This is a genomic window from Mesorhizobium sp. M1A.F.Ca.ET.072.01.1.1 (genome assembly GCF_004023325.1).
In the GTDB taxonomy this organism is placed as follows: domain Bacteria; phylum Pseudomonadota; class Alphaproteobacteria; order Rhizobiales; family Rhizobiaceae; genus Mesorhizobium.
This window is the reverse complement of the sequence record NZ_RZSF01000225.1, coordinates 1-11,289: the sequence shown is the minus strand read 5'-3', so window position 1 is coordinate 11,289 and position 11,289 is coordinate 1. Positions and strand designations below refer to the sequence as shown.

Here is an 11,289-nt window from a genome sequence, read left to right as displayed (position 1 = left end):
CGGTCAGGCTGCGGCGCGGCTGAGGATCCAGTCCACCGCCGCGCTGAGGTCGTCGACCAGCGCCGTGGGCGCCGGGTCGAAGCGTGTCTCGTCACCGGGGCGATACTTGCCGGTGCGTACGAGCAGCGCCGCGCCGAGCCCGGCGCTGAGCGCGCCGGCGACATCGCTTTCCGCGTCGTCGCCGACCATCACCGCGTCGGTCTGCGGGCAATTCAAGCCGGCAAGCGCCGAGAGGAAGAAATCGGGCGACGGCTTGCCGAGCACGACAGGGCTTCGCCCGCAGGCGAATTCGAGCGCTGCCACGAAGGCGCCGGCGTCGAGGCTGAGCTCACCGTCGGCGTCCTTGAAGGTGCGGTTGGTGGCCAAAGCCAGAAAATCGGCGCCGGCAACGAGTTCGCGGAACGCTCGGTTTAGGCCGGCATAGTCGAAGGCCTCGCCGGCGTCGCCGACGACGACAGCGCGGCTCTTGCCGCCGTCCAGGCCGGCAAACTCGGCTTCGAGGTTGGCATGGACGAGCAGGTGAGGTTGGCGGCCATGCCTTCGCAGCCATTCGAGCGCGGCGCGCGCCGGCGTCAGCAATTCTTCATCCCTGACTTCGACGCCCAGCGCGGCGAGCTGCGCGATGATTCTGTGGCGCGGCGAACGTGTCGTGTTGCTGACGAACCGGAGCGGCAGTCCGGCCTTGCGCAAACGCTCGACCGCAGCGACAGCGCCGGCGATCGGGGTGTCGCCATCATAGACGACACCCGCGAGATCGAGCAGCACCGCGCGTATCATCGGTGCAGGATGGAGAAACAGTCTCCGTTCGTCAAACTGCCGAAAATAGGCCCACGGACACAGGGGCCGAAGAATCAGGCGGCGTCGCGGCCTTCGCGCACAATGCGCGAGCGCATGCTCTTGGCCAGCGCCGTTTCCAACCGCGCGGCGACCGCGCGATCCCATTCATTTGCTTCGCTGGCGCCATCCTTCGGATGCGGCAGCGCCATCAGCCGATCGATGATCGAACCAGCCTCGCCGGAAGAGAGCAGGGCGTCGATTTCGCGTTCGTGCTGCATACGTTTCGCCTCCTTCTTTCCTTCCCGCCGCATGTCGACAATATACGCGATTCGTGACGGCTGTTTGAAGGCAAGAGCGCGGCGATTGAGAGGCAGCGCGGGGCAAAACCTTGTCGTGTAGGTTCACCCCGCATGGAATGCAATTTCAGCTCTGCGGCGCTCGATTCGGGCGCCGCAGGAAAAGCGTCAGACGTAGCGGTTGACGATGTTTTCAAGGAGCTCCTGCCGGCCGGAGCGCGGCTGCGGCTCGATCTTGTCCGCCACCACGCGTTCGGCGATCTCCTCCAGTGTACGCTTGCCGGAAAGCATCGCCTTGCCTTCGGCCGTGTTCCAGCCGGCATAGCGTTCGTTGAGCGGGCCCGACAGCGCCTTGTCTCCGATCATCCTGGCCGCCGCCTTGAGCCCGCGCGCGCAGGCGTCCATGCCGCCGATATGGCCGATCAGCAGATCCTCCGGGTCGAGCGACTGGCGGCGCAGCTTGGCGTCGAAATTGGTGCCGCCGGTCTTGAAGCCGCCACCCTGCAGGATCTGGTAATAGGCCAAAGCCATCTCCGGCACATTGTTGGGGAACTGGTCGGTGTCCCAGCCGGACTGATAGTCGTTTCGGTTCATGTCGATCGAACCGAAGATGCCGAGCGCGTTGGCCAAGGCCAGCTCATGTTCGAAGGAGTGGCCGGCAAGGATCGCATGGCCCTGCTCGATGTTGACCTTCACCTCCTTCTCCAGCCCGAAGCGCTTCAGGAAGCCGTAGACGGTGGCGACATCGTAGTCGTACTGGTGCTTGGTCGGCTCCTGCGGTTTCGGCTCGATCAGGATCGTGCCCTCGAAACCTATTTTGTATTTGTAATCCACGACGAGGTTGAGGAAGCGACCGGCCTGCTCTTGCTCTCGCGCGAGGTCGGTGTTGAGCAGCGTCTCATAGCCTTCGCGCCCGCCCCACAGCACATAGTTCTCGCCCTTCAGCTTCTTGGTCACGTCGATGCATTTCTTCACCGTCGCCGCCGCGTAGGCGAACACGTCCGGATCGGGATTGGTGGCGGCACCCGCCATGAAGCGGCGATGCGAAAAAAGGTTCGCCGTGCCCCAGAGCAGCTTGACGCCGGTCTGGTTCATTTTGGCCGAAAAATAATCGGCGATCTCGTCGAGGCGCGCCGCGCTTTCGGAGAAATCCTTGCCTTCCGGGCGAACGTCGGCGTCGTGGAAGCAGAAATAGGGGACGCCGAGCAGCGAGAACAGCTCGAAGGCGACGTCGGCCTTCAGTTTCGCCAGTTCCATCGTGTCGATGCCGCCGGGCCTGGCGAACCAGGGGCGGTCGAAGGTTTGGCCGCCGAACGGGTCGCCGCCCTGCCAGGCGAAGGAATGCCAATAGGCGACGGCGAAGCGCAGATGGTCCTCCAGCCGCTTGCCACCCACCACTTCGTCCGGGTTGTAATATCGGTAGGCCAGTGGATTGGTCGAATCCGGCCCTTCATACTTGATGGTCTTGATGTTGCCGAAAAATCCGCTGCTCATGGTTTCCTTCCTCTCCAACTGCTTTCGCCGATTACCTCAGGCGTAATTGGTTTGGCGCTTCCGTGGGTCCAAAAGGGTCATGTCGAAACGATCCAATGAAGGATGAAGACCATGACCGACCTCAACACGATCGCCCGCAACTACATCACCGCCTGGAACGAGAGCGATGCGGCGCGCCGCAAGACCCTGCTCGAGGCCGCCTTCACCAGCGACGTCAGCTATCGCGACCCGATCATGCAAGGCGACGGCCACGACGGCATCGCCGCGCTGATCGACGGCGTGCAGCAGCAATTCGCCGGCTTCCGCTTCTCGCTGAAGGGTGAGCCGGACGGTTTTGCCGACCGCATCCGTTTTTCGTGGAATCTGGGCCCCGAAGGCGCAGAATCCGTCATCGAAGGCACCGATATTTGCGTCATCGAGAACGGCCGCCTGAAGAGCGTCACCGGCTTCCTCGACAAGGTGCCGGCGCAGTGAGGCTAACTGGGTAAGGGAGGCGCGAGGCACCCCCCTGTGGCCTGCCGGCCATCTCCCCCGCAAGCGGGAAGATCGGCTTTCATCTAGGATTTCGCCAATCTCCAACGCTGCAAAAGGGAGCGAGGCGCCCAAGCTGCCAATCTCCCCCCTTGAGGGGGAGATGCCCGGCAGGGCAGAGGGGGGTGCCTCGCGCATACTCACGCGGTTACCGCCCTGATCGCCGGATAGAGCGCACGATAGCGTTGATAAGCATCTGCATACGCCCCACCAAGCCCGGCATCCGGTTCGATCGTCGCATCGGTCGCCGGCGCGGTGCAAACGGCAAGCGGATCGGCGCCGGTCGCGGCGATCAGCCCGAGACGCGCCGCGCCAAAGGCGGCGCCGAAATCGCCGTCGGCCGGGATGTCGACCGGCAGCTGCAACGCGGTGGCGATCGCCTTCAGCCAGTAGCGCGAGCGCGAGCCGCCGCCGATCGCCGTCACCCTGGTCAGGGTCGTGCCCGCTGTCTTCAGCGCCTCGAGGCTGTCGCGGAAGGCAAACGCCACGCCTTCGAGCACGGCCTGGGTCAGCACGGCGCGGCTCGATTGATGCGCGAGGCCGGTGAAGGAACCACGAATGGCCGCATCATTATGGGGCGTGCGCTCGCCGGAGAGATAGGGCAGGAAAGCCACGCCTGTCGGCGCCTTGAGCTTGTCGCCGAGCTCGCCGGTCAGGTCGCCGGCGCCTTTGCCGGTGATCTCCGACAGCCAGTTGAGCGAATCGGTGGCCGACAGGATGACCCCCATCTGGTGCCAGGTGTTGGGCAGCGCATGGCAGAAGGTGTGCACCGCGCTTTCCGGATTGGGCAGATAGGAGGCGTTGGCCGCAAACAGCACCCCCGACGTGCCGAGCGACACGAAGGCGTGGCCGGCGCCCACGGTGCCCATGCCGCAGGCCGACGCCGCATTGTCACCGGCGCCGCCGGCGACGGGAATGCCTGAAGCAATGCCCCATTTCGAGGCAAGCTCGCCGCGCAAGCCGCCGGCCTTTGCCGTGCCTTCGACCAGCGACGGCATATGCTTCTCGTCGAGCGTTGTCGCGGCAAGCAGTTCGGAGGACCACCGCCGCTTGCCGACGTCGAGCCAGGACGTGCCAGCCGAATCCGACATCTCCGAAATATGCTCGCCGGTCAGCCAGAGCCGCAGATAGTCCTTGGGCAGGAGCACCTTGGCGACAGCGGCAAAAACACTGGGCTCGTTGTCCTTCACCCACACCAGCTTCGGCGCCGTGAAGCCCGGGAAGACGATGTTGCCGGTGAGCTTGCGGAAACGCGGGTCGGCGTCGAGCGCCGCTGCCTCGACATGGCTGCGGGTGTCGTTCCAAAGGATGCAGGGACGCAGCACCTTGTCCGAGGCGTCGAGCAGGGTCGCGCCATGCATCTGGCCGGAGAGGCCGATACCCTTGACCGCTGCAAGCTCCTTGGGATGGGAAGTCTTGAGCTCGGCAATCGCTGTCTGGCAGGCTTCGATCCAGTGCGCCGGATTCTGTTCGGACCAGCCGGCATGCGGCCGCGAGACGTCCAGCGAGCCGTGGCCGGACCCGACGACCGTCTGGCGATCATCGATCAGGAGCGCCTTGATGCCCGAGGTGCCCAGGTCGAGGCCGAGATACATGATTTCCTCCCGATGCCGTTAATTTTTTCGGGGCTCGAAAAAATCTGGCTTGGCCAGTTCTTAAGCCAAGATCCGCCTCCGGTCAATTCTCTGACAAATCGGCCGCGCGGCGCGAGAACAGCGCCGACAGCGGGCTGTCCGGCCGCGCCAGCTGACGCTCGGCGGTCAGCGCCCGCGCCAGCGCGCTGTCACCGGCACGCAGCGCCGCCTCGATCAGCATCAGGTCGATCACGTCGCGTTGTGCATGGCTGCCGCCGAAGCGGTGCGCGATCCAGCGGATTGGCCGGATCAGGCGCACGACTTCTCCGTAGTTGCCCTCGCCGAATGCTTTGATCGCCAAGGTCAGAGGGTGGCCAACGTCGCGCGTGAATGCGGCGTTGTCGTCATCGCCGCGCATTGCTTCGCGCTGCGCTTCGAGCAGGGTCTGCGCCGGCGCGTGCAGCCCGGCGCCGACAAAAGCCATCATCGCATGCGCATCGTTGAAGGCGTAATTGCCGGCGGCCGCCTTTGGCGCCCAGTTCGCCGCAAGCGCCGCCCAGCGGTCGCCGACATCGACGCCACGGAGATAAAGCCGCCACAGGATCGCCGAGGCGTCGACCATGTTGAGCGCCAGCGTCGAGCGGTCGCCGTAGATCGGCCCGTCATAGAGCTGGAGCACCTCGTTTGTCTCGCCGAGATCGTAGTGGAACAGCGCCAGATGCCACCAATTATGGATCTTGAGGAAGCTGTCCTTCGTCCACGCCTCCGGATTGGCGCGCATCCAGGCGATGCCCTCCCTTTGCCGGCTTTGCATTTCCATGACATGCGCGACCGCGTGCTGCGCCCAGCCGTCGCGCGGCTCGATCTCGATGGCCTGCCGGCCGAAGGCTTCGGCGCGCGCATAGTCGCCCATTTCCTCCAGCCCGAAGGCCTGCATGCCGAGAACGGCATGGTAGCCCGGCATGTCCTTCTCCCAAGCCGGCAACGCCCGACCGATGCGGTCGCGCAGCATGCGCGCATTGCCGATGAAGAAGTCGATCTGGTGGCCAACCTGCAGAGCCACCGCATCGAGCGGGTTGTCGATGGCGACGTCCTCGAGGATGCGGGCGGCGTCATGCCAGCGGCCGCTGGCAAGATGGCCGAGCGCCGCGACATGCGCGCGCTCGCGCGCGGTGCCGGCGAGCGGCAGCGCCGCCGCATGGCAGGTTTGCGCAATCGCCATCGCCTCCCGCTCGGTGGCGAGGCCGAACAGATAGCCCTTGAACACATGCGCCATCACGAAGCTGGGCTCATCGGCGATCGCGCTATCGATGGAGCCGACCGGGTCGCCGATGAAGCACTGCAACTCACGGACGGCTCTGGCGTAGGACGAAAGCCCGGCTTCGGTCGCGCCCGAGTGCGTCAGGCCGAATGCGTCCTTCAGCGCCATAGCCGCGTCCTTTGATGCCTATTCGTCCGGTCGGACCGATGCGATCCTAGAACATCGACCGTCGGCCCGCCAACCGGCGAGGGCTTCGACTGCGTCGAACCGGACTTCTCCTCAATTCCCCGAACGCATCGCCACCGTGGCGATGCCGGCGCCGACAAGCAATGTCCCGCCGGTGCGGTTGAAGATACGGATCGCCCTTGGGTTGCGCACGATGGCGCGCGCTCGCGAAGCAATCAGCGCATAGCCGAAGGCATTGCTGAATGCGAGCGCCAGGAAGCTCGCTTCGAAGATCAGCATCTGCGTCCAGAAATCGGCATGCCGGTCGAGAAACTGCGGCAGGAAGGCGACGAAGAACGTGATGCTCTTCGGGTTGAGCGCCGTGACCAGCCAGGCATGCGCCATCATCCTTGCCGCCGACACGGCGTCGGTGCGCGGTTCGGCCTTCAGCGCGCCGCCGGCGCGGAACAGTTTTATGCCGAGATAGATGAGGTAGCCGGCGCCGATCACCTTGAGCACGGTGAACACAGTGGCCGAAGCCGCAAGCAGCGCGCCGATGCCGAGCATCGAAAGCGTCATGGCGGTGAAATCGCCGAGCGCGACGCCGACTGCCATCGGCAGCGCCGTACGCCAGCCCTGGCCGAGCGCATAGGAGACGACCAAGAGGATCGTCGGGCCCGGGATGACGAGGAGGATGGCGGAGGCGGCGGCAAAGGCAGCCCAGTTTTCGAAGGACATTTCCCTACTCCTTGAGCGCAAAGAACAGGATAAATCCTGGGGTATGCGAGATTGTAAAGAGGCGTTGGAGAAAATCTTCGGCGCCGGCCTGCCCTGGCGCCTGGCCCGGACAACGCCCTGTCAGGGTTAAGTGCGGGCAAAGTTCTTTCACCCTTTTTCAACCATGACTGACGAAAATTGCAGCCATTCGGCCGGACCGTGCTTCCCGCCGACAGCGTAGGGTTTGGTGTATGCGCGAGTTGCCGCAAAGTCTGACGCCGCCTTCGAGCGGCGAAACTGTCGAAACCGAAGTTCCGCTTTCCCGCCGCGCCATGCTTTCAGGCATGGGCGCCATGGCGCTGCTCGGCATGGCCGGCTGCAGCACCACCGACACGCTCGACCTGCCGCAATTGCAGATCGACGACACCACCACCGGATCGGTGCCGATCCGACCGGCGATCAGCGTCGACAAGAACATCACTGGTCCCGACGTGATGTATGCTGCCTTGACCGACAACGGCTTCCAGGTCCCGGCGGTGCCCTACCAGAAGGTCAAGCCGGAGTTCCGCCGCCAGATCGTCGTCGACAAGACCGGCGAAGCGCCCGGCACCATCGTCGTGCATTTGCAGGAGCGCATGCTCTATCTCGTCCAGCCCGGCGGCGACGCCATCCGCTACGGCGTCGGCATCGGTAAGGACGGCTTCCGCTGGTCGGGCCGCGCCAACATCCAGTACGGCAAGGAATGGCCGGTCTGGACGCCGCCGCCGGAGATGGTCAAGCGCAAGCCGGAACTGGTGAAATGGCAGGGCGGCCAGCCCGGCGGCCTGACCAATCCGCTGGGCGCCCGCGCGCTTTACATCTACCAGAACGGCAAGGACACCGGTTACCGCATCCACGGCTCGCCCGAATGGTGGACCATCGGCCAGGCGATGTCGTCGGGCTGCGTGCGGCTGATCAACCAAGACATCATCGACCTCTACAACAGGGTATCGAAGAAGAACCCAGTCGTCGTCGTCTGATTTTTTCGGCGGTCAGCACGGCCGCTATTTTTTCGGGATCATGCTCCTCCTTTCTCCCGTTGCGTGATGCCGCAAGACAGGCGAAGGTGCTCTGAAAAGCTTCGCCTCGGGAGAGAACGATCATGGCCGGAACCTTTGTCATCGCGCAGGGCGGCGGCCCGACCGCCGTCATCAATCAGACGGTCGTCGGCGCCACGCTGGAGATCCGCAAGCGGCATCCCGGCGCCAAGGTGCTCGGCTCGATCCATGGCGTGCGCGGCATCCGCGACGGCAACTATGTCGACCTCTCAGCCATCCCCGAAGATCGGCTGCGGCTGATCGCCGGCACCCCGAGCGCCGCCCTTGGCTCGACCCGCGACAAGCCCGACGCGGCCTATTGCGAGGTCATCCTCAACGGCCTCAAGAAGGCCGGCGCCGATGCCTTCATCTATATCGGCGGCAACGACACTTCGGGCACCCAGCAGATCCTGACCGACGCCGCCGGCGGCGCGATCGCCTTCGTGCATGCGCCGAAAACCATCGACAACGATCTCGAGGAGAACGACCATACGCCGGGCTTCATCTCGGCGGCCGAATTCGTCGCCGGCGCTTTCCTGTCGGTCGATTTGGATTTCCGCGCGTTGCCCGGCATTTATGTCGGCATCGTCATGGGCCGGCACGCCGGCTTCCTGACTGCCGCGGCCGCCGCCTGGCAGCTCGATCCGGATAGCGGTCCGCATCTGGTCTATGTACCGGAGCGCGCCTTCTCCGCCGAACGTTTCATCGATGATGTCCGCAGGACGCTCGACCGCCACAAGCGCTGCATCGTCGCCGTCTCGGAAGGCGTCAGCACCGCCGACGGCAAGGCGTTGGTCGAGAGCCTGGTGCCGCCGGAAAAGCTCGAGCGCGACCAGCACGGCAACGTCAAATTGTCGGGCAGCGATCTGCCGGCGGCGCTCGAACGCGCTTTGGCGGAAGGCCTGCCGGGCAAGCGGGCGCGCGTCGATGCCCTGGGCTATATGCCGCGCGGCTATGTCGGCGCGATCAGTCCCGTGGACGCCAAGGAAGCCTTCGAAGCCGGCGCGTTCGCGGTTGCCGTTGCCGGGGAGGGTGGCGGCTCGGTGGCGCTGCAATATGACGGCACTAAGACCGTGCTGAAGAAGGTGCCGCTCGAGGCGGTGGCTGGCAAGACCCGCCACATGCCGGACAATTTCATGAAGCCGGACGTCAACCAGTTGTCCGAGGCCGGCATGGCCTATCTGAAGCGGTTGGTGCCGGAAAAATACAAGGTCGGAAAGCCGTTCGTCTGATGGGCGACCTTGTGGTGGGCGACTGGTTCGGCAAATCCATTGTCGATGCCAGAACGACGATGCTGACCGAGCCATTCGTGCACGATTTCGTGCGCGCCAATATTTGGCATTTCAAGGGCCGGGACGCCGACCTGCTGGTCGACACCGGCATGGGCATCTGCCCGCTGGCGCCCGAGATCGACAGCCCGGCCGGCAAGCCGCTGATCGTCGTCGCCACCCACATTCATCTCGACCATGTCGGCTCGCTACACGAATTCCCGCTCAGGATGGGGCCGAAGGTCAGTGCGGCGGAGTTCGATGGCATGGATGATGCCGTCACCTACGCCAACATGTTCCACAATCTCGATGATGCGGTGTCCAAATTGCCGGCGCCCGGCTGGAAGGCGGCTGACTATCGCATCCCTTCCGCACCGTTGACGCGAATGCTCGACGAGGGCGACATCGTCGACCTCGGCGATCGGAAATTCCGCGTGCTGCATCTGCCCGGACATTCGCCGGATTCGATCGCGCTGTTCGATGAGGCCGACGGCCTGTTCTTCGCCGGTGACGCCATCTATGACGGCATGCTGATCGACGACCTGCCGGATTCGGACCGCGCCGCCTATTGCCGCACCATGCAGCGGCTGCTCGACCTGCCGATACGCCTCGGCCATGGCGGCCATGGCCCGAGTTTCGGCCGCGCGAGGATGGGAGAGATCGCGTCTTCCTACCTACGCCGCCGAGAGCGCTTCGTGAGCGCTCTCTGAATTAAATCTTTGTAAGGTCGCGCCAAAACCCTAATTCGGACCATTCCACGCCCTAAATGCGTGGCTGTCGATCCGGCCGGCTGCCATGCATGGCGAGACGGGCAATCCCGGCCGTCGACACGCCGACGGGCGCGTCCTTGGAGAGAGCCGTCCGCGGCGCCGGATCAACTCTCGCCCGGACAGAAACGACCATGTCACCATTTAGCATTCTTCGCAGACATCGCGTCGCGGCCCTGCTGGGCGCTGCGCTGATCATCTCCCCCGTCGTTGTTTCCTTTGCGCAAAATCCCGGCAATGCCGGCCTGAGCAACGTGGTCGCGACGACACAGACGCCGGTCGCCGGCATTACCGCCCCGAACGGCTCGTTCGCGCCGGTTGTCGCCACCACCAAGCCGGCAGTCGTGACCGTGACGACCGTGATGAAAGCCCAGCCCGGCGCGACGGACGACGGCTCGCCTTTCGACGGCAATTCGCCATTCGACCAGTATTTCCAGCAGTTCTTCGGCGACCAGGGCATCCCGATGCCCAAGACGCCGCCGCAGCAGGCGCCGCGGCAGGAGGCTTTGGGCTCCGGCTTCATCGTCGGGTCCGATGGCACCATCGTCACCAACAACCACGTCATCGACGGCGCGACCTCGATCAAGGTGACGCTCGACGACGGCACCGAGCTTCCCGCCAAGCTCGTCGGCCACGACGCAAAGAACGATCTGGCGGTGCTCAAGGTCAAGGCGAGCAAGCCGCTGCCGACCGTCAAATGGGGCGATTCCGACAAACTGATGACCGGCGACCAGGTGCTGGCGATCGGCAATCCGTTCGGCATCGGCACCACGGTCACCGCCGGCATCGTCTCGGCGCGCGGCCGCGACCTGCACAGCGGGCCGTTCGACGATTTCATCCAGATCGACGCGCCGATCAACCACGGCAATTCCGGCGGCCCGCTTGTCGACGTGAAGGGCGATGTTGTCGGCATCAACACGGCGATCTATTCGCCCAATGGCGGCAGCGTCGGCGTCGGCTTCGCCATTCCTTCGGACCAGGCGCAAAAAGTGGTCGACAAGCTTATGAAGGGCGGTGACATCGAATACGGCTATCTTGGCGTGCAGATCCAGCCGGTCACGCAGGACGTCGCCAGCGCCATCGGCCTCGACCATCCGGGCGGCGCGCTGGTCGCGGCGGTCACCGACGGTTCGCCGGCGGCCAAGGCCGGCATCGAGACCGGCGACGTCATCACCGGCTTCGCCGGCCAGGAGATCAAGGATCCCAAGGATCTGTCGCGCGCCGTCGCCGACGTCTCCCCCGGCAGCAAGGAAACGCTGAGTGTCTGGCGCAACGGCAAGGCGATGCAGATCTCGGCCGATGTCGGCCGCAATGCCGAAGACCAGAAGACCGCCTCGAATGACAAGGGCGGCAAGCCATCTGC

11 protein-coding genes are annotated in these 11,289 nt (G+C 64.7%); 5 read left to right on the top strand and 6 right to left on the bottom strand.

What is annotated here, in order from left to right:
* Positions 1-3: 3 nt before the first annotated feature.
* The 3 genes from EOA32_RS25545 to xylA all read right to left on the bottom strand — a co-directional run bounded on the left by EOA32_RS25545 (position 4) and on the right by xylA (position 2,567).
* Positions 4-777 (bottom strand): TIGR01458 family HAD-type hydrolase, encoded by a 774-nt coding sequence (locus EOA32_RS25545; protein WP_128373198.1) that lies wholly within the window; start codon positions 775-777, stop codon positions 4-6.
* A 74-nt stretch (positions 778-851) separates the two neighbouring features.
* On the bottom strand, positions 852-1,055 hold the full coding sequence (locus EOA32_RS25540; RefSeq protein ID WP_095831321.1) for a hypothetical protein: 204 nt from the start codon (positions 1,053-1,055) through the stop codon (positions 852-854).
* 186 nt (positions 1,056-1,241) lie between these two features.
* Positions 1,242-2,567 carry a xylose isomerase gene (gene xylA / locus EOA32_RS25535; protein WP_095831160.1) on the bottom strand — a complete coding sequence of 442 codons (1,326 nt, stop codon included), beginning with the start codon at positions 2,565-2,567 and terminating at the stop codon, positions 1,242-1,244.
* A gap of 111 nt (positions 2,568-2,678) precedes the next feature.
* Between xylA and EOA32_RS25530 the strand changes: the two genes are divergently transcribed.
* The gene (locus EOA32_RS25530) at positions 2,679-3,041 is read left to right on the top strand and encodes a nuclear transport factor 2 family protein (RefSeq protein WP_095782379.1); all 363 of its coding nucleotides are present in this window, start codon (positions 2,679-2,681) and stop codon (positions 3,039-3,041) included.
* A 197-nt stretch (positions 3,042-3,238) separates the two neighbouring features.
* Here EOA32_RS25530 and xylB read toward each other — a convergent pair whose 3' ends face one another.
* From xylB to EOA32_RS25510, 3 genes are all read right to left on the bottom strand, one after another.
* A complete protein-coding gene (gene xylB / locus EOA32_RS25520) occupies positions 3,239-4,693 on the bottom strand; it encodes a xylulokinase (RefSeq protein ID WP_095776961.1) in 1,455 nt (484 codons plus the stop codon).
* 82 nt (positions 4,694-4,775) lie between these two features.
* Positions 4,776-6,101, bottom strand: coding sequence for a tetratricopeptide repeat protein (locus tag EOA32_RS25515; protein WP_128373197.1), 1,326 nt, complete (start codon positions 6,099-6,101; stop codon positions 4,776-4,778).
* Positions 6,102-6,212: 111 nt separating this feature from the next.
* Positions 6,213-6,836 (bottom strand): LysE family translocator, encoded by a 624-nt coding sequence (locus tag EOA32_RS25510; RefSeq protein WP_095776963.1) that lies wholly within the window; start codon positions 6,834-6,836, stop codon positions 6,213-6,215.
* Positions 6,837-7,066: 230 nt separating this feature from the next.
* On the opposite strand from EOA32_RS25510, the gene EOA32_RS25505 reads away from it, so the two are divergent.
* From EOA32_RS25505 to EOA32_RS25490, 4 genes are all read left to right on the top strand, one after another.
* Entirely contained in the window at positions 7,067-7,834 is a 768-nt protein-coding gene (locus EOA32_RS25505; RefSeq protein WP_095776964.1) for a L,D-transpeptidase, read from the top strand.
* A gap of 122 nt (positions 7,835-7,956) precedes the next feature.
* On the top strand, positions 7,957-9,123 hold the full coding sequence (locus EOA32_RS25500; protein WP_066996041.1) for a diphosphate--fructose-6-phosphate 1-phosphotransferase: 1,167 nt from the start codon (positions 7,957-7,959) through the stop codon (positions 9,121-9,123).
* On the top strand, positions 9,123-9,869 hold the full coding sequence (locus EOA32_RS25495) for an MBL fold metallo-hydrolase (RefSeq protein ID WP_170950293.1): 747 nt from the start codon (positions 9,123-9,125) through the stop codon (positions 9,867-9,869). Before EOA32_RS25500 ends, EOA32_RS25495 begins: the two co-directional genes overlap by 1 nt.
* A 191-nt stretch (positions 9,870-10,060) precedes the next feature.
* Positions 10,061-11,289, top strand: a 1,229-nt coding sequence (locus EOA32_RS25490; RefSeq protein WP_128373196.1) for a Do family serine endopeptidase, incomplete at its 3' end; no start/stop codon positions are given.

What these genes read in the sequence shown, in the direction of transcription:
- EOA32_RS25545 (WP_128373198.1), bottom strand. Translation starts at nt 777, where the DNA reads ATGATACGCGCGGTGCTGCTCGATCTCGCGGGTGTCGTCTATGATGGC.
- EOA32_RS25540 (WP_095831321.1), bottom strand. Translation starts at nt 1,055, where the DNA reads ATGCAGCACGAACGCGAAATCGACGCCCTGCTCTCTTCCGGCGAGGCT.
- xylA (WP_095831160.1), bottom strand. Translation starts at nt 2,567, where the DNA reads ATGAGCAGCGGATTTTTCGGCAACATCAAGACCATCAAGTATGAAGGG.
- EOA32_RS25530 (WP_095782379.1), top strand. Translation starts at nt 2,679, where the DNA reads ATGACCGACCTCAACACGATCGCCCGCAACTACATCACCGCCTGGAAC.
- xylB (WP_095776961.1), bottom strand. Translation starts at nt 4,693, where the DNA reads ATGTATCTCGGCCTCGACCTGGGCACCTCGGGCATCAAGGCGCTCCTG.
- EOA32_RS25515 (WP_128373197.1), bottom strand. Translation starts at nt 6,101, where the DNA reads ATGGCGCTGAAGGACGCATTCGGCCTGACGCACTCGGGCGCGACCGAA.
- EOA32_RS25510 (WP_095776963.1), bottom strand. Translation starts at nt 6,836, where the DNA reads ATGTCCTTCGAAAACTGGGCTGCCTTTGCCGCCGCCTCCGCCATCCTC.
- EOA32_RS25505 (WP_095776964.1), top strand. Translation starts at nt 7,067, where the DNA reads ATGCGCGAGTTGCCGCAAAGTCTGACGCCGCCTTCGAGCGGCGAAACT.
- EOA32_RS25500 (WP_066996041.1), top strand. Translation starts at nt 7,957, where the DNA reads ATGGCCGGAACCTTTGTCATCGCGCAGGGCGGCGGCCCGACCGCCGTC.
- EOA32_RS25495 (WP_170950293.1), top strand. Translation starts at nt 9,123, where the DNA reads ATGGGCGACCTTGTGGTGGGCGACTGGTTCGGCAAATCCATTGTCGAT.